We start from the raw sequence: 20471 nt of genomic DNA, 5'->3' as shown, positions 1-20471 counted from the left end.
ATTGTATAGGTAAAAACTTAAAATGTAGGGGAAGTTACAGCTCTAAAATGTAGTTTGTTAAATTAGAATCATGAGGTAATTCCATTTTTTTTCTCAATCGATACCTTTTAACCTCTACACTTCGTGTAGAAATATTTAATAAAGGTGCAATTTCTTTAGAAGTAAGATTTAATCTTAAATAAGCACAAAGTCGTAAATCGTTAGGTGTTAAAGTTGGATGCTTTTCTTTTACTATTTTTAGAAAGTTTTTATCTGCATTATTAAATGCTTCTTGAAACATGTTCCAATCATCTTTATTATTTAAGTTTCGGTCAATAATTTTCACAACTTTACTTACGCTATTAGCATCACCTTTTATCAACTCATTTTTAATCATATTTAAAAAGTCATTCTTTTTAATGATATTCATAGTAGAAGTAGCCAATTCTCTATTTTTACTTTCTATATCACTTTTTAACTTTTCATTATTCAGCTTAATAAGCTTCTGAGAATTTTCTAATTCTCTTAACTCTGACTCTTTGTTTGTTTTTTCTAGCAGTTCTACTCGTTGTTTTCTGTAATATCTTTTAGATGCAGCATGCACCAAATAAAAAGCAAATAAAAACAATACAATATATAGTACCACAAAAGTAGTAGACAAATACCAAGGTTTGCCTACTGTAAAATGATAAGAAGCTTCTTTGCCGAGTATTTTACCATCTACTACAGCTCTTACCTTAAAAATGTAATTACCATAAGACACGTTTTCGAACAATACAGATTCCGCATCTGAAAGATCACTCCATTGTTCACTTTTTCCTGATAAAAGATATTGATATTTTATATCTATAAACTTACTATAATTGGGCACGCTATAAAAGAATTCAAAATTATTCTCTTTATATAAAAAGTCTTGTTTAGAAGTTAGATCTACTTTTACTTTTGGTTGATCTAAAACAAAATTATTTATCTTATTAATTTTAAGATCAAACTCCCTATTTACTTCTAAACGATTTAAGTTGATAATTATATAACCACTAGATGTACCAATAAGGTATTTATCTTTACCTAAATGAATAATATTTTCGTACCCATAAGCTGCCTTTGGCATTGCACTAGAAAATGGAATGCTTTTAACAATTGGTTTATTGCTTAATTTACCCGGTCTTAAATATTTAATATTATTCTTAGAAAAAGACCAAAGTGTATTCTTTTGTTTGCTAAAAATTAATTCTCCTGAAATAAAATCCTCTTCTGAAATTAATTGACTATAAACTGTATCTCTTTTAAAAACATCTTTTTCTCTATCGTACAAAAAGACTCCTTTTTTACTGGTGTACAATATTTTATCTAAATAAGATACAAGACTAGAATGCAAACCTTTAGTTAAAGATTCCTCTTTACTTAAACTTACAACTTTTGTATACTCTTTATCTAAAGTAATTTTAAAAACACCTTTGTACTCGTGGTTTACAAAAAATTGATGCGCATCATACTTTACAAAATACTTACTAGAATTATTAAAGCCTTCTATTTTATTTCTTAAAGACCATTTGTTATTTGCTTTTTTTAAAATATACAAACCGTCATAAGTACCTTGTAAAATTGTATTGTCATCTATTTTACTAAATCGCCAAGTACCTTGTTTATTAAATATTAATGTAGAAGTGTCATTATCTACCAAAAAAGTACCAGATGTATGACCACAAAACAATTGATTATCTATAACGGACAAACTCCACACCTGACCTTGCGTATTTTTTACCAACTTGAATGCATCATCAGAATTTTGATTTCTATAAAATAAACCCTGGTTGGTTCCTAAATACAGTTTTTCTTTATAAAGTACAGAGGCATAAATAGTACCTATAAAATTCACTTTATTTGTATGAATCTTAATAGGCGAACTGTTATTAACACAATTAATACCATTATCTAAACCCAACCAAATGTTATTATCTACATCTTCAAAAACAGAAAGCAGTGTATTATTATTTAATCCAGAACTTTGGGTTATTTGATAATCTATAACACCATTACTCTTTAAATAAATAAAACCATCAGAAATAGTACCTAAAGCATAATCATTGTTCTTTAGTAATTTAGCACTGTAAATAGTTACTTTATTAAGTATAGATTCTGATGGTGTTTCCCATTTAACAAGTTGATTATTTTTTAAATAGAAAAAACCAGATTTCTGAGTTAAAACTAATATTTCATCTCCTTGACTAAAAAACTCTACAACAACTCCATCTTTTAAAATTTGATGATCAGAAACCAATTTAGCAACTCCATGTTCAATTTTAAAAACGCCTTTGTTTTCTTCTTGAAAATAAATAACTCCTTTTACTTTTGATAGTTTATGCAATCTATAGTCAGAGTTTATAATCTTCACCTCTTTAGTTGCTACATTATAGAGATAAATTCTTTCTAAAGTTTTAAAAATAATCCAATTATCTACCTCTAAAATATTCCAAACCTGCTCATCTTCTAGCATTTTAATGCCTTCACTTTTTACAATAGAAGTAAACTCTAATTCGCCATAATTATTTTTCTTCCAAAACCCAAAATCCATATAAAAGCCTGTGTAAATTTTATCATTTACCACTTTTACACTTCTCATTATAGTTTCATTAGGAGTCGGATATAATTGCCAATTTGCTCCATTAAATTCTAATAAACCTTTGTTATTAGCAACATAGATAAATTTATTTTTTGCTTGAGAAATGGCCCAATTTTGATTTTCCGCTTTATATTCTTTAGCTGTATAAGTGTTAATAGGTGGCAATTCTTGCCCAAAACAGCTATATGAAAGCATCGTAAAAAATAAAATAAATAAACCTTTATACATCTCTAATTCTCTAATGTTTGGTTACTAAATTAAACAAAAATACAGAACAAGGCTGCAAAAACCATCCATACTCCTAACACCTGGCACAATAAAACAGATTTTTTATTAAAATAACAGTAACATTTATCATGTTTTAAAAATTAAAAACACTCTAATTTTATCCCATTAAAAATTATACATTTTGAAAAAAAATAGCCTTTTAATCGTCTTTTTATTGAGTAGTTTCTTGTCTTTTTCTCAAGAACATTTCAAACATTTTAGAGTAAGCCCCGTACTAAGTCAAACGTACATACCCATGGCCACTAATGAAGGAAACAAAACTGTTATTGTACCTTCTATAGGATTAGATTTAGAATATTGGGTTAATGAAGAATGGGGATTCGGTTTTCATAACGATTTAGAATTAGAAACTTTTGAAGTAGAAAAAGAGCATCAACTTTATATAGAAAAAGAATATCCTGTTGTTTTTACTTTTGATGGACTTTGGAAATTTCACAAAGAATGGGTTTTAGTATTAGGTAGTGGGATAGAATTAGAAAACAAGGAAACTCTTTTTGTGATTAGAACAGGAATTGAGTATGAAATAGAGTTTGGCAATCATTGGGATGTTTCTCCTACTGTTTTTTACGACCACCGTATCAATCATTTTAATACTTGGTCTTTAGGTATTGGTATTGGAAAACGTTTTTAAAAGATAGAATGAATTGATTTAAGTAGATGTAAAATTTTAAGTACCTCTACCATGATACCTAGAAGGTTTATTTTACCACTTCTTAACTACGATAATAGAGCGAAGACCGGTTATCACACCTTAAAATTTTTGAATTACGAAACAAGTCATCTCTAATACCTCTATATGACATTCAGTATTTTATTTCTTGAATCATCAATCAACAAAATTGCAATGAACTTCTATTAGAATTATAGTACTTTTGATTTTATTTTTAAAAAATCTAAATGACAATTAAAGATCTAGTAGGCACGTTCTCTGTAATAGGTAGTAACCAAGACGATGAAGAAAACTCTTACAAAGGTTTTCTTTATTTATCTTTAGACAACAACTATAGAATTGTTGCTAAGTGGACAATAAATGATAGCCAAGAACAATTTGGAAACGGTTTTTTTAAAAACAATATTCTTGTTATTAACTTTAATTATTTAGGCTTAGAAAACACCATTTACAAAGGCACTGTCGTTTACAAATGTTTAAGTAAAGATATCTTAGAAGGCTTTTGGTCTGAAGAGTTTGGAGATCCTAAATTTCTTGGTACAGAAAATTGTTTTAGAGTTACAGATTCTAAAAACCTTTTAAACTAGTTTTTATTTGTTTTGTTTTTTAAATAAATATTATACACCAAACCTAATAAAATTAAGGCAATCCCTAATAAGGTCCAAAGTGTATATTCTTCTTTAAACCAAACAGCTCCTACAATAATCATAAAAACTACTTCTAAATATTTTAAAGGAGCCACAACATTGGTTTCACCAAGCTGTATTGCTTTTGTCATATATAACTGCCCAACATAACCAAACACACCTAAACTTAAAAATAAAATCCAATCTATTAATGTAGGTGTTTCCCAATATTTTATAGACATTAAACCACCAAACACAAAAGCTAGCACCATAAAATAATTGATAATTACTAACGGATGTTCTTTGTCTCCTATCTTACGGATAACAATAAATATAACTCCTAAAGAAATAGCTGAAAACAAAACAAACAACAAACCTGCTGTTTTAACTTCACCACCAAAACCTTTTATAATTATAACCCCAATAAAAGCGACTACAAAAAGCAGCCATTGCATAGGTTTAATTTTTTCTTTTAAGAAAAACATTGCAAAAATAGCGGCAAATATAGGAGATGTGTACCTTAAAGAAACAGCTGTACCAACCGCCAAGTAATTTAAAGATTGAAAAAAACAGGTTAAAGAAATAACCCCGGCAACACCTCTTAAGAACAATAATTTTTTATGTGTTCCTAAAATCGGAATTTTATTTTTTAAAATTAAAGGAACCGTAAATGCCAAAGTACCAATAGACCTAAAAAAAACGATCTGATACACATTAAAAGATGTTAAGTACTTTACAAAAGCATTCATAATAGCAAATGCCATTACGCTAAAAATCATGTAAAAAATTGCCTTGTTATTTTTCATAATAAAAAAGAAGAAACCCTCCAGTAAAAGTACTGAAGGGTTTTATTATTTAGTGTTAAAAATATTATTATTTTCTAACTTTTTCTACAATTGCTAAAGCAGCTTTTACATCTTGCTCTAACTTTGCATAATCTTGGTTAGCAATAATATCTTTAGAAATTAATTTAGATCCCATACCAACACATGTTACACCAGCATCAAACCAACCTTTTAAGTTTTCTTCTGTTGGAGAAACACCACCTGTAGGCATAATAGACGTCCACTGTTGTGGTCCTTTAATTCCTTTTACAAATTGAGGTCCGTAAATATCACCAGGGAAAAGTTTTACGATTTCGCATCCTAACTCTTCTGCTCTTGTAATTTCTGTTAACGTACCACAACCAGGAGACCAAAGTACTTTTCTTCTATTACAAGCTATTGCAATATCTTCTCTTAAAACTGGAGTTACAATAAAGTTTGCACCTAAAGCCATGTATAATGAAGCCTGACCTGCATCTGTAACAGAACCAACACCCATAATCATACCTGGTAACTCTGCAATGGCATATTTTGTTAATTCACCAAAAACTTCGTGAGCAAAATCTCCACGTGCAGTAAACTCCATTAAACGAGCTCCACCATCGTAACAGGCTTTTAATACCTTTTTACTTAATTCTATATCATTATGAAAGAATAAAGGAATCATTCCTGTATCTTTCATTGCTTGCGCTACTTCTAATCTTGAAAATTGTGCCATTTGATTCTTTTTTATCTTGCTACACGTCCAGATGCATCACCACCCATTAATTTTTCTACTTCTGATACAGTTACTAAGTTTGCATCACCTTTAATAGTGTGTTTTAAACAAGAAGCTGCAACAGCAAAGTCTAATGCGTTTTGATCATCTTCTGGGTATTTTAATAATCCGTAGATTAAACCTCCCATAAATGAATCTCCACCACCAACTCTATCTACGATATCTGTAATTTGATATTGACGTGTTTGGTATAAAGTAGAACCATCAAATAAAACTCCAGCCCAAGTGTTATGAGATGCAGAAATAGAACCTCTTAAAGTAGTAATTACTTTTTTAGCTCTTGGGAATTTTTTCATCATTTGCTCACAAACTGATAAAAACGCTTCCGCTTTTACATTGTGTCCTTCTGTTTGTACAGAAATTCCTTCTGGCTTAATACCAAAATGCATTTCTGCATCTTCTTCGTTACCTAAAACGATATCACAGTAAGAAGTTAATTCTGTCATTATTTTTTCTCTATGAGCATCGTCACAGAATTTCCATAATTTAGCTCTATAGTTTAAGTCTGTAGAAATTGTAATTCCTTTAGCACTTGCCGCTTTTAAAGCTTCTAAAGTAACATCTGCAGCACCTTGAGAAATTGCAGGGATAATACCTGTCCAGTGAAACCACTCACATCCTTCAAATACAGCATCCCAATCTATCATACCAGATTCTATTTCTGCAATTGCAGAGTGTGCTCTATCATAAACCACTTTAGAACCTCTAGATACAGCTCCTGTTTCTAAGAAATAAATTCCTAAACGATCTCCACCCCAAACAATTTTATCTACTCCAACTCCACGTTTTCTCATTTCCATCATTGCACACTCACCAATGTCATTCTTTGGTAAACGAGTTACGAAATCTACATCTACTCCGTAATTTGCTAATGAAACTGCTACATTTGATTCTCCTCCACCATAAACAGCGTCAAAATTGTTCGCTTGAGAAAATCTTAAAAATCCTTGAGGAGCTAATCTTAACATGATCTCTCCAAATGTTACTACTTTACCCATTTTAATTTTATTTAAACTTTTTTTAAGTTAATTGATTAAACGTTTAAGCAATTTGTAAATAAAAATAAAAAAACACTTATTTTTCTTATCTTTTAAAGTGTTTTTAAAAAATCGTATTACCTTTGCTTTAACGATTAAGCAAAGATATAATTTTTTTTATTATCAAAAAGAAAACCACTATAAAAGATATTGCAAATGTTTTAAACATTTCTCCTGCTGCTGTCTCTAAAGCATTACATGATGATTCTCGTATTAGCGAAAAAACCAAAGAAGCTGTAAGACAGGTTGCTAAAAACCTAAATTACCAACCAAATTATTTAGCAAGTGCACTTAGAAGCGGTAAAAGCAAACTAGTGGGTGTTATTGTACCAAGAACAAATAGCAACTTTTTTTCTTCTGTAATACAAACTATAGAAGAGGTGTTAAATAAAGAAGGATATAATATTATTATTACTCAATCTAACGAATCTTACAAAAAAGAATGCGATAGTATTGATGCTTTATTATATACACAAGTAGATGGTATTATAGCATCTATGGCAAACCAAACGGTAGATTTATCGCACTACGAAAAAATTAAATCGAAAGGAATTCCGTTGATAACATTTGATCGTGGAGAAAATGATTTAAATGTAGATTATATTGGTATTGATGATTATAATAGTAGCCAATTAATTGTAGACCATCTTGTAGAACAAGGCTGCAAAAGGATTGCTCATATTGGTGGTTTTAAACGTACTCGAATTTTTAACAATAGAATTAGAGGTTATATTGATGCTCTAGAAAGACATTCTTTACCTATTAATGATGAATTACTAATAGAAAGTGATTTAACCATTAAAGATGGAAGAATAAAAATGAAGCAATTACTCGATTTAAAAAACAGACCAGATGCTGTTTATGTAGTGGGTGATTATGCTGCTTTAGGGGCTTTACAAGTTTTAAAGGAAGAAAATATTAATGTACCTAACGAAATTGCTTTGGTAGGTTTTGGTAACGAACCTTTTAGCGCAATGGTAACACCATCTATAACCAGTATAGAGCAACACAGCAAAGAAATTGGCAAACAAGCTGCTCTTGCTTTTTTAAAATATGTTGATGAGGACAATGTAAAGCAAACGCTAACCAAAAAAATTCTTGATGTAGAACTCATTAAAAGAAATTCTTCTAATAGAAATAACAAATAAAGTTTACCTCTTTACTTTTAAAATAAAAGACTCTAAAGGTTTTACATCTACCCTACATGTTGCTTGGCTATTTGCCACTTTTAAAACTGTAGAATATTGGTTGTACAATTGATCTTCTAAAATAAAAGTTCCTTCTGCTAAATTCCATTTACGAATAATTTCTGGAGGCAAACCAAGATCAAATCCATAAGTATCAAAAGCATTAAAATTAGAAACAACCACCAACTGCTCATCTTCTTGCCAACGAACAAAAGATAAAACATTACTATTATACCATTCTGTATTGTATTTATTATGCTGATGGATGTCTAAATAAGCTCCCATTAAAGCATCACTTTTAATTGTAAAATTTAATAACCTTTGATAAAAGTCTCTTAATTCTAATTCTTCTTTTGTAGATTTCCCACCATCAAACTCTTTATTATTTACCCATCTTTGCAAAGTTGGCACACCCACATAATCGAATATTGAGGTTCTAGAAGCACTCCCAAAACCGGCGTTTTCATAAGCTGGCTCTCCTACTTCTTGTCCGAAATAAAGCATGGTTGGCGATGTAGAAATTGTTGCAGAAACTACCATTGCAGGTTTTGCTTTAAAAGGATTTCCTGCAAAATTAGGACTCGCAATTCTTTGCTCATCATGGTTTTCTAAAAAATGAAGCATATTATGTTCTATATCTTTAAGATATTCTTGTATTGGCGGAATATAATCTGTTACCCCATGGCCTTGCATAATATGTTTTATGGTATCGTATAACTGAACCTTATCATACAAATAATCCATTTTTCCTTTTCTAATATAAGCTCTATACAAATCTGGATTGTAAACTTCTGCCAATAAAAAAGCTTCTGGATTTTTTATTTTGATAGACGAGTTCATAAAACTCCAAAATTCTACTGGCACCATTTCTGCCATGTCATACCTAAAACCATCAACACCTTTATCTAGCCAATAAAGAGCAATATCTTTAAATTTAATCCAAGAATTTGGTACTTTTTTTGTTTTCCAAAACTCATAATGTGCTTTATAATCTTCATTTTCAAAACCATTAGGCAATTCATCAAAATCTTTTCTTCCATCTGGAGAAATACCGTAATTTACTTTTACCGTTTCATACCAATCATTAAAATGTGGTTTAGATACACGCGCTCCATTCCCGGTCCATTTTGCAGGATTTTCTATAAATTTTTCATCAAAAAAAGTACTTTTTTCACCTCCCAAAGGTTGATATCCATTTAAAAAATCGGGCATTTCAAAAGGAGTATTAGGCACATAATAAAAATTATTATCTACACTATAAACAACAGAAGTATCATCATCTTCTCCAAAATTTTTAACTCCCTTTGGATTAGAAATGCTTTTGTAATTTCTAGCAACATGATTGGGCACAATATCTATAATAACTTTTAAGCCATTTTTATGAGAACGCTCTATTAAATCTTCGAATTCTTGTAAACGATTTTCTACATTTACCGCCAAATCTGGATTTACATTATAATAATCTTTAACTGCATAAGGAGAACCAGCTCTCCCTTTTACTACCTCTGGATTATCATTAGAAATACCATATTTTGTATAATCTCTAATTACATTATGATGTGGAACTCCTGTATACCAAATGTGAGTTACTCCTAATTTTTTAATCTCAATTAAAGCTTTGTCTGTAAAATCGTTAAATTTTCCTACGCCATTTTCTTCTATAGTACCCCAAGGTTTGTTTGTTGTATTTGTGTTACCAAATAAGCGGGTAAAAACCTGATAAACTACTGCTTTTTTATTATTTTTTTTATTCTTTATCATTTTTAAGAGGTTTTTCTATTAAAAAACGGTTGACTATTCTTAAAGCAATTTACTTTTTTAATAAAAACATCAAAGGAATGTCTATTCTTTTTTGCCAAGATAATCCTGAATGGTCTGTTCCTTCAAAAAATAAATTTTTAAAATTTTCTGTAGTGTATCCATTGTCTAGAAAAATAGCATCAACTCTTGGTGCATATTGTGGATAAAATTGATCTAAGGTTTTATTACCGTAATCAAAATACATTTTATGAGAATTTATTGCAGATATTTTACTTTCTAAATAAGCAAAAATTGCTTCTGGTAATTTATTATCTTCTTTTGGCATTGCACCAACCCAGTGGGTTGAAAGACAAGCTGCTCCTTTAAAAATTGCTGGATATTCTGCCACTGCATACATAGACATTAAACCACCCATAGAAGAACCTGCTATAAAAGTATTTTCTTTATCCTTATAAACAGAAAAGGTTTTATCTATATAAGGTTTTAACTCTTCTACAATAAATTTTAGATACTCATCTCCAGTTAAATTTATACGTAAATTGTTTTTTTCTGCTTCTGCAAATAATGCTTTCTTGTCTTCTGCTGATAAAAAATTTATCGATTTTTCTGGATATAAATCTTGCCATCTAATTGCCGGAATATTATGTATACCAACAACTATAAAGTCTTTAACAACTCCTTCTTCCATTAATTTAGTAGCTACTTCATCTACCATCCATTCTTGCTTGTCCCAAGTTGTAGTTGCATCAAACAAATTTTGACCGTCATGCATATACAAAACTGCATATTTTTTTTCTTGAGAATAATTGTTTGGCAACCAAACATCTACTGCTCTAGGCACAATATTTTTAGAAGGAAAGCTATCTATTCTTATTAAACTTCCGCCTGCTAAAACTGCTTGATTTAAAACCTGAGATTTAATTTTTGATAAAGGTTTATTTTGCTGCGCTTGAAATTTATAACCCAGAAATATAAAAGCGAATGCTAAGAAAAAAAGTTTTTTCATATCTATTTAATCATTAGTTATTGGGTGGAATTGTAACTTTTTCTCCGTTGACAAGAATATTAATTTCTTCTTTTCCATCTACCTCAAAATAAGTTTCGTTTTGCGATACATTTACAGTAATTATTTGATTTCTAAAATTGACCTTAAATGAATAAGAAACCCATTCTTTTGGAATTTTTGGAGAAAAAGACAACAAATTATACTCTACCCTCATACCACCAAAACCTTCTACAATACTCATCCAAGTACCTGCCATAGAGGTTATATGCAAACCTTCTTCTACTTCGTGATTATAATCATCTAAATCTAAACGAGAAGTACGCAAATAAAACTGATATGCTTGCTCCATTCTTCCTAATTTTGCTGCTTGTATACTGTGCACACAAGGTGATAGAGAACTTTCATGCACTGTAAATGGCTCGTAAAAATCGAAATGACGTTCTAGTTCTTTTTCAGAAAAATGATCTTCGAACATATAAAAAGTTTGTAACGTATCTGCCTGTTTAATAAATGGTGAACGCAATATTCTATCCCAACTCCATTTTTGGTTGATTGGCCTTTGGCTTTTATCTAAATCTTTTACTGTTATTAATTCTTTGTCTAAAAAACCATCTTGCTGCAAATAAATATTATGCTTTTTTGAATAAGGATAATACATGTTATCTGCCACTTTTTTCCATTGCGATAATTCTTCATCAGAAAAATTTACTTTTTCTTTTATTCTAATATAATCGGTTGCATAATCTTTTTTAACAATTTTAATATTCTCTAAAGCATAATTAATACACCAGGTTGCAATATAATTTGTATAAAAATTATTATTGATGTTGTTTTCATATTCATTTGGGCCGGTTACTCCTAAAATCATAAACTTATTCTTATTAGATGAAAACGTAGCTCTTTGATGCCAAAAACGTGCAATACCAATTAAAACTTCTAATCCTTTTTCTGGTATGTAAGAATAATCGTCTGTAAATCTGTAATAGTTATATATTGCAAATGCAATTGCTCCGTTTCTATGGATTTCTTCAAAAGTAATTTCCCATTCATTATGGCATTCTTCTCCGTTCATGGTAACCATAGGATACAAGGCTGCCCCGTTTTTAAAACCAAGTTTCTCTGCGTTTTCTATGGCTTTTTCTAGATGATTGTATCTGTATTCTAACAAAGTTCTTGTTACAGATTGATCTTTGGTGGCCATATAAAAAGGAATACAATACGCTTCTGTATCCCAATAAGTACTTCCTCCATATTTTTCGCCAGTAAAACCTTTTGGTCCTATATTTAAAGAGGCATCTGTACCTAAATATGTTTGGTTTAATTGAAAAATATTAAATCGAATACCTTGTTGTGCTTTTACATCTCCTTCTATAGTAATGTCAGACATGCTCCAAATCTTAGCCCAAGACTCTTTTTGCATTGCCAACAAAGCATTAAAACCTAAAGACAATGCGTTATCTAAAACTTGTTTTGCAACAGTAACCAATTCGTTTTTATTATGATTTCTATCTGTCACATAACCACCAAATTTATGAATACTGTATGTTTGATCTTTTTTTACTTCTTGTGAATATTCACAAGAAATAAGGCTAGAAGTTTGATGATTATTAGAAGCCTCTGTAACTTCTTTTTTATCTAAAAACAATTTAGATCCCATAAAAGTACACGTATAAAAATGTGTTTTCATGGTTCTTGCTTCTATAAAAGATTGCGCGTCTTTTTGAGAAATATTTAAAATATCCCAAAATTGATCATCCCAATTGGTATCTTCATTTTTTATACCTGCATCTAAATAAGGAATAAAAGTAATTTTTGCATCCGAATTTAAAGGAGTAACACTATAATTAATTGCACCAACCTCATCTATTTCTAAACTTAAAAAACGCTTTGTTGTTACCTTAATTTTAATTCCGTTTTGCAACACCGCCTCAAAACTTCTAGACAGCCAACCTTCTTGCATATTAAGTTCTCTCTTAAAATTTAAAACTTCTTTGCAAGTATGTAAATCTAATTCTTCATTATTTATTAAAACATGAATCCCAATCCAATTTGGTGCATTTAAAACTTTTGCAAAATATTCTGGATAACCATTTTTCCACCATCCTACACGCGTTTTATCTGGATAATAAACACCACCAATATAACTGCCTTGAAAAGTTTCTCCGGTATATCGTTCTTCAAAATTAGCACGTTGCCCCATAACACCATTACCAATACTAAATAAACTTTCTGAAGATTTAACCATTTTAGCATCAAACCCTTCTTCTAAAATTGACCACTCATTTGGTATAATATAATCTTGATTCATATTAATTATCTATTATTTCTTTAATAAAATCTAAACTGATTTCTGTAAAATCTACAAAATTAAACTGCGCTTCTGTAAGTACATTTTTATCGCCAATACCAATGCTTATCATTTTTGCTCTATTTGCTGCTTCTATACCTGCTACAGCGTCTTCAAAAACAACACAGTCTGTTGGCGCTACATTTAAATGTTTTGCTGCTAATAGAAAAACTTCTGGATCTGGCTTTGCTTTGGTTACATTATTACCGTCTACAATTGCATCAAAATAATGTAATAATCCTACTTTTTCTAAAATAGGTTGTGCGTTTTTACTTGCAGAACCCAACGCGATCGGAATGTTATTTTCTTTTAAATATTGTAATATTTTAGGAACATCTGGCAGAATTTCTGATTGATCCATTTTTTTAATGTATTCTAAATAGTCTACATTTTTTTCTATCATCCAAGTATCAAATTCTTCTTGTGTAGCTTTTCTATTTCCTATTTCTAATAAAATTTCTAAACAACGTTTTCTACTAACGCCTTTAAACAATTCGTTTTGTTCTTTGGTAAACTCGAAACCTAATTCGTTGGCTAATTTTTTCCAAGCTAAATAGTGATATTTGGCAGTATCTACAATAACACCATCCAAATCGAAAATAAATCCTCTTTTCATTTAATTTGTTTTAATTTATACAAATACGTAACCAAAACCAATCATTTTAGAAATGAATATTCTACTTTATTAATGCGTAAAAAGAACTGACTTGAACAAGTAAAATAAAGCTGATTAATCTATAAATAGTACTAATATTTCTTATAATTGTTTCAGCTAATTTAGTGTTTTTAATTTTTAGTGTAAAGGCATATCAATGTTATTTAAACATTAAAAATTACGATAGAAAACTGATTATAAACTCAATGTAGAATTCCGTTCGTTTTTAACCTGTTCTATTTATAAGCCAGTTAAATGTCTAATTTACAAATTAAGCAGAAAAAACAACGGATAAGAACTATAAATAAAGACTAACTTATAGCAGCTCTTTTATTTTATTTATTGTAATATCTATTTCTTTTAGGGTATTAAATTTAGAAAATGAAAAACGAACAGAAGTTTTATCTGCTTCTTCTCCTTTTAAAATTTCGTCTAAAACATGAGAGCCTTTATTACTACCACTTTGGCAAGCAGAACCTCCAGAAACCGCAATACCAGCCATATCTAAACTAAATAAAAGCATATTGTTTTTTACAGGAAAACGTACATTTAAAATGGCATAACTACTTTTATCTGAATCTAATAAATACCCATTAAATTGAATCTCTTTAGAAACTTTTTTTAATTCAGAAATAAAATATTCTTTTAAACTCTCTAATTTTTTTTTATCTCCCTCTAAGTTATTAATTGCAATTTCTATGGCTTTTTCCATACCTAATATTGCGTGTACATTTTCTGTACTAGATCTTGCTCCTCTTTCTTGATCTCCACCATGCAACATTGGTAAAATACCAAAACCTTTTTTAAAATATGCAAAACCTACTCCTTTAGGGCCATGAAATTTATGCGCGCTTGCAACCATAAAATCTATGGGTGTTTTCTGTAAGTCTATTGGATAATGTGTAATTGCTTGTACAGTATCTGAATGAAAAAAAGCAGCGTATTGCTTACATAGTTTACAAACTTCAGAAACATTTAAAACAGTACCAATTTCGTTATTAACAAACATTAAACTAACCAAAGTTTTAGCTTCTGATGATGATAATAAAGATTCTAAATGCTCTAAATCTACCGCTCCAAAATCATTAACATTAACATATTCTAAAACAACATTATAAGTTGCCGCCAAATACTTGCAAGTATGTAAAACCGCATGATGCTCTATTTTTGAGGTAATAATTCTTTTAACTCCTAAATTTAAAACCGCGTTGTGTAAAATTAAATTATCGGCTTCTGTACCACCTGCTGTAAATACAATTTCGCTTGCAGTTACATTAAAGTGCTTGGCTATATTTTTTCTGGCAGTTTCTACTGCAGATTTTGCCTTTCTTCCTACTTGATGTGTAGACGAAGGATTGCCATAATTTTTGCTCATAGAAGCACTCATAACCTCTATAACCTCAGGATCTATTGGTGTTGTTGCAGCATTATCTAAATAAACAGTATTCATAACATCAAATTATAATTAAACATGATTTTGATAAACATAAACTTCGGTAGCGCCAAGACCATATTTTTTATAAGAAGCGTCGTAGAATTTTACATTGTATTTTTTAAGCAATCTTACAAGTTCTGACTTTAAAACGCCTTCTCCTACACCATGAATAAAAACAATTTTAGAAATTCTTTTAGAAACTGCATAATCTATTTTCTTTTTAGCAACATCTAACTGAAGATTTAACATGTCATAATTATCCATATTTCTTGTAGATTTAGTTAGCTTATTAATGTGTAAATCTACTTCTAAAATAATTTCGTTTTTCTGTTTTTTAAACAGACTTTTTTTATTTTGATTTTGATGTATCTTTTCTTTTAACAACGAATTATTTATATCTGAATACTTAGTTAGCTCGTGTTGATCAACTTCAATTACTATTAGTTCTGATTTATCAAACCTGTAAATCATACCATCTAAAGTTTCTACAGTAATATTCCCTCCATCAATTTCTACTACACGTCCTTTTAAAACATCGTCTAAAACCGCTACTTTATCACCAATTTCTATACGCTTTCTTAACATTGAATTAATTTAACTAAACTACGAAGTTAGTATTTTGTAGCAAAAATAATAACGATGAGTATGACTTCCACTATTTCTACAGAGAAATTCTTTTTAAATGCATTCGAAAAAACATTTCTAAATAGTGAAAGGAGAGATATCTTATTAAATATAGCTAATAAAATAATAGAAGAATATAATAACAATAAGCTTGTTAATATAAATTTTATTTGCACTCACAATTCTAGAAGAAGCCAAATGGCACAAGTTTGGGCTTTTTTTGCTGCCCAATATTTTAATTTAAATATAAATAGTTTTTCTGGTGGTACAGAAATAACTTCATTTAACAGAAACACAATAAAAACACTGCAAAAAGCAAGTATAAAATTTCAGTTAGATGATTTTTCTCATCAAAACCCTAAATACCTAATTTCTTTTAAAGGAATATCTAAAACTCTATTGGTTTTTTCTAAAAGATATGATTATAAAGAAAATAAAACGCCTTTTATTGCGATAACAACCTGTGATAATGCAAATGCTAAATGTCTTTTTATACCAGAAGCATCACGTAGGTTTCATCTTCCTTTTGAGGATCCACAATCTTCTGAAAACACAGAATTGAGAGACAAAAAATATTTAGAAATAAACGAAAAAATAGCCGCAGAGATTTATTTTATTTTTTTAGAAATCAATAAAAAAAGACATTAAATTTCTAAATTCTTATCATACGGAATTCTATTTAAAATATGGTTAATTACGTTAACCCTAGCTTCTGTTTTTCTGTTAGCTCTAATTATTTTCCAAGGAGATTCTTTAGTGTTTGTTTTTTCAAACATTGCCTTTTTATACTCTGTATATTGATCCCAAAGATCTTGGGCTTTTTCATCTAACTTGGTCATTTTCCATTGTTTTAATGGATCACTCTTAATGTCTGCAAAACGTTTTGCTTGTTCTTTTTTAGAAATAGACATATAAATTTTTACCAAGTGAATACCCGATTCTAAAATCATTCTTTCAAAATCGTTTACTTGATTCATAAAAATCTTATACTCTTCTTGTGTACAGAAACCGTTAACAGGCTCTACAACAGCTCTATTATACCAACTTCTATCAAAAAAAACAATTTCTCCCGCTTTTGGAAATTGCTCTACATATCTTTGAAAATACCATTGTGTTTGCTCGTCTTCTGTTGGCTTTGGTAAAGCCACAATACGCATATGACGCGGATTAATTCTTTCTGTTAAACGTCTAATTGCACCACCTTTACCCGCAGCATCTCTTCCTTGAAAAACAATAATTATTCTTTCATTATTTTCTATTGCCCAAGTTTGTAAACGTATTAATTCTATCTGTAACTTTTCTAATTTCTTTTGATAGTCTACATATCTAATGGCTCTATCTAAACTAATAGGTTCTTTTGTTAACAGTGATAACAACCCTTTTTTTGAGTTTAGTTTTTTTAAATTTTTATTTGATAATTGTTTTTCCATAAAAATATTAATCTACATTAGAATTAGACCTATAATAACGCATTACAACATTAGGGTCTGGGTTTAACACTGTTTTAGCATCTTCTTTACCATCATAATCAAACTGAGATAAAACATGTCTCATAGCCTCTAACCTTGCTACTTTTTTATCATTAGTTTTAATCATTATCCAAGGACAATAAGATGTGTGTGTTTTAGAAAACATTTCTTCTTTGTAGTGTGTATAACGATCCCAAAGAATTTGACCTTGTTTATCTACTGGACTAAACTTCCACCTTTTTAAAGGATCTTCTTTTCTACCTTCAAAACGTTTTAATTGTTCGTCTTTAGTAATAGAAAGCCAAAACTTTATAATAATTAAACCATCTTCATACATCATATGCTCAAACTCTGGCACTTGCACTAAAAACTCTTTGTATTGTACTTCTGTACAAAAGCCCATAACCGGCTCTACAACAGCTCTATTATACCAGCTTCTATCAAAAAAAACAATTTCTCCTGGGTTTGGCAACTCTTTAATATATCGTTGAAAATACCACTGCCCTTTTTCTACTTCGGTAGGTTTATTTAAAGCAACTAATCTACTTGAACGAGGATTTAAATGTTCCATAAATCGACGAATATTACCTCCTTTACCAGCAGCATCTCTTCCTTCAAAAATAATGGCTACACGTTTATTATTAGCAGAAACCCACCTTTGCAGCTTTACTAGTTCTACTTGTAATAATCTTAATTCTTCGTTATATAAAAGTGTTTCTTTAACTTTTTTAAATACAGAATTTTTCTCTTTTATTAGAGCTAATAAATCTTCCTTATTTTTCGCATTTAAAAAGTCTTCCGCACTTAATCCATCTTTAGTCTCCATTTAATATAATTAGTGCTCTAAAATAACTATTTTTTTATTAAAGCCCCAAAAAAAATCTTTTTTTAACCAACTTATTTTATATTTGCTTGGTATGAAAAAATTCAGTTTAATTTTCTTCTTTTTTATCTCCTCTTTTATCTTTTCTCAAGAAAAATATTCTAAAGAAATTAGCTTTGTTACAGATAATGACTTGTACGTATCAGTAAAAAAAGACAGATACTATACTAGCGGTATTTTTTTAACTTATAGATACCTTTCTAAGAATACTAAAACCACTTTAGAAAAGAAAATAATAGAGTGGCAACTAGGTCAAGAAATGTACACACCTTATAAAGCTGGCGTAGGTATTGTTGCATTGCATGACAGACCTTTTGCTGGTTATTTGTATGGTAGTTTTGGTATTAATAGAGTATATAAGAATGATAAAATTTTTAATACTTCTATTCAACTAGGTACCATAGGAGAAAATGCTTTTGCAAGGGAAACGCAAGATTTTATACACAATATTTATGGTTTTGAAAAAGCTGCTGGTTGGAAATATCAAATAAAAAATGCTTTGGGAATTAATTTAAATGCAAAGTACTTAAAAACCTTATTTAAAACACAAAAAAACACATTAGATCTTACTTGGACCAATCAACTTAAAATTGGTACTATTTACACAAATATTTCTACCGGATTTAAAGCTAGAATAGGACTTAAACCTTTACAAAGAATTATAAATTCTATAGCTTTTAATACCAACTTAAACAATAACTCTACAAAGAATTTTAGAGAAATTGAATCTTTTATTTATGTAAAACCAAGTATTAGATTCGCAATGTACGATGCTACTTTAGAAGGTAGTTTTTTAAACAAAAACAGCGATGTAACCAACACTATAAAACCTTTAGTTTTTAATTTAGAAGCTGGTTTAAGGTTTACTGCCAATCGTTTTAATTTTGGCTATGCATACTTCTATAACACAGCAAAATCTGAAGACTTAGTATACACAAACGGTCAAATTTACGGTAAAATATCAATTAATTACTTGCTATATTAACCGTTGTGCGTAATTAAAAACAACCGATAATGAAAACAACTTTTAAGGTATTATTTTTATTCTTCCTGACTGTTTTTAGTACTAAATCTTTTTCACAGAAAATGGTCGAATATTACGAACCAGTAAAAAATGATAGCCTAAGAATTGGAATAGGAGAAAATGACTTTTTCCCTTTTATTCAAAAAGGTTATACTCTAATGCTTCCTGAAAATAAGGAAATAAAAGGTGTATTAATTTTCCTCGAAGATTCAAAGTTCGACAAAAAGAACAGGAGTTCAAAACAAATGTATACTCAAGCATCGGAAAAAGACTTTGCTGTATTGTCAGTTTCAACCGAAATCCCTCTTGATTTTTACTTTTCTGAATCATCTATGATTTCTACGCATAAATTAATTCAAGAAGTATTTGATAAATATAATTTACCGAATGACAACATTTTCTTTTTAGGAGCAAGTTTAGTTGGACATAGAGCTATGCGTTATATTAAATTCATAAAAGAGAGTGACTTAGGATTTCAACTTAAAATTAAAGGCATTGTCGTTTGTAATTTCACAATGGATTTTACAAGAAAATGGTATCAACATCAACGTGATATAAGAATTAACCAAATTGACCTTTGGGAACCAAAATTTATAAACTATCTATTGGAAACCAATTTGGGTGGAACACCAAAAACTAATCCCGAAAAATATCACAACTTCTCATCGTATAGTTACTCTGACGAAAAGAATGAAAATATTAAGATTTACAAAGACTATGGAGTTCGAGCATATATAGAACCAGCTATAAAATATAAGCTAACAAAACAACTAAGAACCTTATATGAAAATAATTCGACAGATATTGTTGGCTTTTTAGCTGAATTGAAATTAGCAGGAAATGAAAACACCGAATTAATCGTATTGCAACCCGAGGATAATCTATCAACAAAAAAGAATACTCAATCAACTTGGGATTCAATAAATAAAGATGAACTTATGGATTGGATTCAAAAGCAGACGGAAAAATAACTACGCACAACACGGTGTATAGTTAATTGCTTTTTGAGATTACGTACGAAAATTCCGCTGGAATTTTCTCAGGTTCGTGGTTTTTTGCTAACTTAATCTCTAAACCACGTAACTAAGCCATACACAAACACGTTAAAAAAACTCATCTTTAAAACCTGGTCTATTCAATAACTTAACGCAACAAATCTAAAATTATAGATTTGTAAAATGGAAGTAAAAAAACATAGACGATTAACCCTTAAAGAAAGAGTCATTATTCAGACCCTTTTAAAAGAAAAAAAGAC

General features: G+C 29.7%; 18 protein-coding genes. 6 read left to right on the top strand and 12 right to left on the bottom strand.

The genetic code is table 11. The features are described 5' to 3' along the window. Window positions 1–34 precede the first annotated feature (34 nt). Complete coding sequence (locus KI686_RS15315) at window positions 35–2830, bottom strand: helix-turn-helix and ligand-binding sensor domain-containing protein (protein ID WP_237590212.1); 2796 nt, start codon at window positions 2828–2830, stop codon at window positions 35–37. A 295-nt stretch (window positions 2831–3125) separates the two neighbouring features. On the opposite strand from KI686_RS15315, the gene KI686_RS15310 reads away from it, so the two are divergent. Both KI686_RS15310 and KI686_RS15305 read left to right on the top strand, forming a co-directional pair. Next, window positions 3126–3521 (top strand): hypothetical protein, encoded by a 396-nt coding sequence (locus KI686_RS15310; RefSeq protein ID WP_237590211.1) that lies wholly within the window; start codon window positions 3126–3128, stop codon window positions 3519–3521. 266 nt (window positions 3522–3787) lie between these two features. After that, window positions 3788–4147 carry a hypothetical protein gene (locus KI686_RS15305; protein WP_237590210.1) on the top strand — a complete coding sequence of 120 codons (360 nt, stop codon included), beginning with the start codon at window positions 3788–3790 and terminating at the stop codon, window positions 4145–4147. Here KI686_RS15305 and KI686_RS15300 read toward each other — a convergent pair. The 3 genes from KI686_RS15300 to KI686_RS15290 form a co-directional block, all read right to left on the bottom strand. Continuing rightward, complete coding sequence (locus tag KI686_RS15300) at window positions 4144–4992, bottom strand: DMT family transporter (protein ID WP_237590209.1); 849 nt, start codon at window positions 4990–4992, stop codon at window positions 4144–4146. The genes KI686_RS15305 and KI686_RS15300 overlap by 4 nt on opposite strands. A gap of 67 nt (window positions 4993–5059) precedes the next feature. After that, a complete protein-coding gene (locus tag KI686_RS15295; protein ID WP_237590208.1) occupies window positions 5060–5728 on the bottom strand; it encodes a bifunctional 4-hydroxy-2-oxoglutarate aldolase/2-dehydro-3-deoxy-phosphogluconate aldolase in 669 nt (222 codons plus the stop codon). An 11-nt stretch (window positions 5729–5739) separates the two neighbouring features. Beyond that, window positions 5740–6786 (bottom strand): sugar kinase, encoded by a 1047-nt coding sequence (locus tag KI686_RS15290; RefSeq protein WP_237590207.1) that lies wholly within the window; start codon window positions 6784–6786, stop codon window positions 5740–5742. Between the two features lie 158 nt (window positions 6787–6944). Here KI686_RS15290 and KI686_RS15285 point away from each other — a divergent pair, with 158 nt between their 5' ends. Beyond that, complete coding sequence (locus KI686_RS15285; protein WP_237590227.1) at window positions 6945–7973, top strand: LacI family DNA-binding transcriptional regulator; 1029 nt, start codon at window positions 6945–6947, stop codon at window positions 7971–7973. Between the two features lie 3 nt (window positions 7974–7976). On the opposite strand, the gene KI686_RS15280 is transcribed toward KI686_RS15285, so the two are convergent. The 6 genes from KI686_RS15280 to KI686_RS15255 all read right to left on the bottom strand — a co-directional run bounded on the left by KI686_RS15280 (window position 7977) and on the right by KI686_RS15255 (window position 15801). Next, the gene (locus KI686_RS15280; RefSeq protein ID WP_237590206.1) at window positions 7977–9773 is read right to left on the bottom strand and encodes an alpha-amylase family glycosyl hydrolase; all 1797 of its coding nucleotides are present in this window, start codon (window positions 9771–9773) and stop codon (window positions 7977–7979) included. 49 nt (window positions 9774–9822) lie between these two features. Then, complete coding sequence (locus tag KI686_RS15275; RefSeq protein WP_237590205.1) at window positions 9823–10779, bottom strand: alpha/beta hydrolase; 957 nt, start codon at window positions 10777–10779, stop codon at window positions 9823–9825. A 13-nt stretch (window positions 10780–10792) separates the two neighbouring features. Beyond that, window positions 10793–13087 carry a glycoside hydrolase family 65 protein gene (locus KI686_RS15270; RefSeq protein WP_237590204.1) on the bottom strand — a complete coding sequence of 765 codons (2295 nt, stop codon included), beginning with the start codon at window positions 13085–13087 and terminating at the stop codon, window positions 10793–10795. A 1-nt stretch (window position 13088) separates the two neighbouring features. Further along, complete coding sequence (pgmB, locus tag KI686_RS15265; RefSeq protein ID WP_237590203.1) at window positions 13089–13742, bottom strand: beta-phosphoglucomutase; 654 nt, start codon at window positions 13740–13742, stop codon at window positions 13089–13091. 355 nt (window positions 13743–14097) lie between these two features. Further along, window positions 14098–15231, bottom strand: a complete 1134-nt coding sequence (locus KI686_RS15260) for a cysteine desulfurase family protein (protein WP_237590202.1) — start codon at window positions 15229–15231, stop codon at window positions 14098–14100. 15 nt (window positions 15232–15246) lie between these two features. Further along, window positions 15247–15801, bottom strand: a complete 555-nt coding sequence (locus tag KI686_RS15255; protein ID WP_237590201.1) for a DUF8465 domain-containing protein — start codon at window positions 15799–15801, stop codon at window positions 15247–15249. Window positions 15802–15855: 54 nt separating this feature from the next. Here KI686_RS15255 and KI686_RS15250 point away from each other — a divergent pair, with 54 nt between their 5' ends. Continuing rightward, the gene (locus tag KI686_RS15250) at window positions 15856–16488 is read left to right on the top strand and encodes a low molecular weight phosphatase family protein (RefSeq protein WP_237590200.1); all 633 of its coding nucleotides are present in this window, start codon (window positions 15856–15858) and stop codon (window positions 16486–16488) included. Here KI686_RS15250 and ppk2 (KI686_RS15245) read toward each other — a convergent pair. Beyond that, a complete protein-coding gene (gene ppk2, locus KI686_RS15245) occupies window positions 16485–17270 on the bottom strand; it encodes a polyphosphate kinase 2 (RefSeq protein ID WP_237590199.1) in 786 nt (261 codons plus the stop codon). The genes KI686_RS15250 and ppk2 (KI686_RS15245) overlap by 4 nt on opposite strands. Window positions 17271–17277: 7 nt before the next feature. Then, window positions 17278–18135 (bottom strand): polyphosphate kinase 2, encoded by an 858-nt coding sequence (gene ppk2 / locus KI686_RS15240; protein WP_237590198.1) that lies wholly within the window; start codon window positions 18133–18135, stop codon window positions 17278–17280. A 91-nt stretch (window positions 18136–18226) separates the two neighbouring features. Here ppk2 (KI686_RS15240) and KI686_RS15235 point away from each other — a divergent pair, with 91 nt between their 5' ends. Then, window positions 18227–19177 (top strand): lipid A deacylase LpxR family protein, encoded by a 951-nt coding sequence (locus tag KI686_RS15235; RefSeq protein WP_237590197.1) that lies wholly within the window; start codon window positions 18227–18229, stop codon window positions 19175–19177. Between the two features lie 29 nt (window positions 19178–19206). Next, entirely contained in the window at window positions 19207–20187 is a 981-nt protein-coding gene (locus KI686_RS15230; protein ID WP_237590196.1) for a hypothetical protein, read from the top strand. The last annotated feature ends 284 nt before the right edge of the window (window positions 20188–20471 follow it).

The organism is Polaribacter sargassicola, assembly GCF_021991835.1.
Classification (GTDB): Bacteria; Bacteroidota; Bacteroidia; order Flavobacteriales; family Flavobacteriaceae; genus Polaribacter; species Polaribacter sargassicola.
This window is presented reverse-complemented; position numbering and strand designations above follow the sequence as displayed.

Coding starts and splice junctions, on each gene's coding strand:
- KI686_RS15315 (WP_237590212.1), bottom strand. CDS start 2,830: ATGTATAAAGGTTTATTTATTTTATTTTTTACGATGCTTTCATATAGC.
- KI686_RS15290 (WP_237590207.1), bottom strand. CDS start 6,786: ATGGGTAAAGTAGTAACATTTGGAGAGATCATGTTAAGATTAGCTCCT.
- KI686_RS15275 (WP_237590205.1), bottom strand. CDS start 10,779: ATGAAAAAACTTTTTTTCTTAGCATTCGCTTTTATATTTCTGGGTTAT.
- KI686_RS15250 (WP_237590200.1), top strand. CDS start 15,856: ATGAGTATGACTTCCACTATTTCTACAGAGAAATTCTTTTTAAATGCA.
- pgmB (WP_237590203.1), bottom strand. CDS start 13,742: ATGAAAAGAGGATTTATTTTCGATTTGGATGGTGTTATTGTAGATACT.
- KI686_RS15235 (WP_237590197.1), top strand. CDS start 18,227: ATGAAAAAATTCAGTTTAATTTTCTTCTTTTTTATCTCCTCTTTTATC.
- KI686_RS15300 (WP_237590209.1), bottom strand. CDS start 4,992: ATGAAAAATAACAAGGCAATTTTTTACATGATTTTTAGCGTAATGGCA.
- KI686_RS15305 (WP_237590210.1), top strand. CDS start 3,788: ATGACAATTAAAGATCTAGTAGGCACGTTCTCTGTAATAGGTAGTAAC.
- KI686_RS15310 (WP_237590211.1), top strand. CDS start 3,126: ATGGCCACTAATGAAGGAAACAAAACTGTTATTGTACCTTCTATAGGA.
- KI686_RS15295 (WP_237590208.1), bottom strand. CDS start 5,728: ATGGCACAATTTTCAAGATTAGAAGTAGCGCAAGCAATGAAAGATACA.
- KI686_RS15255 (WP_237590201.1), bottom strand. CDS start 15,801: ATGTTAAGAAAGCGTATAGAAATTGGTGATAAAGTAGCGGTTTTAGAC.
- KI686_RS15260 (WP_237590202.1), bottom strand. CDS start 15,231: ATGAATACTGTTTATTTAGATAATGCTGCAACAACACCAATAGATCCT.
- KI686_RS15280 (WP_237590206.1), bottom strand. CDS start 9,773: ATGATAAAGAATAAAAAAAATAATAAAAAAGCAGTAGTTTATCAGGTT.
- KI686_RS15230 (WP_237590196.1), top strand. CDS start 19,207: ATGAAAACAACTTTTAAGGTATTATTTTTATTCTTCCTGACTGTTTTT.
- ppk2 (WP_237590199.1), bottom strand. CDS start 17,270: ATGGAAAAACAATTATCAAATAAAAATTTAAAAAAACTAAACTCAAAA.
- KI686_RS15270 (WP_237590204.1), bottom strand. CDS start 13,087: ATGAATCAAGATTATATTATACCAAATGAGTGGTCAATTTTAGAAGAA.
- ppk2 (WP_237590198.1), bottom strand. CDS start 18,135: ATGGAGACTAAAGATGGATTAAGTGCGGAAGACTTTTTAAATGCGAAA.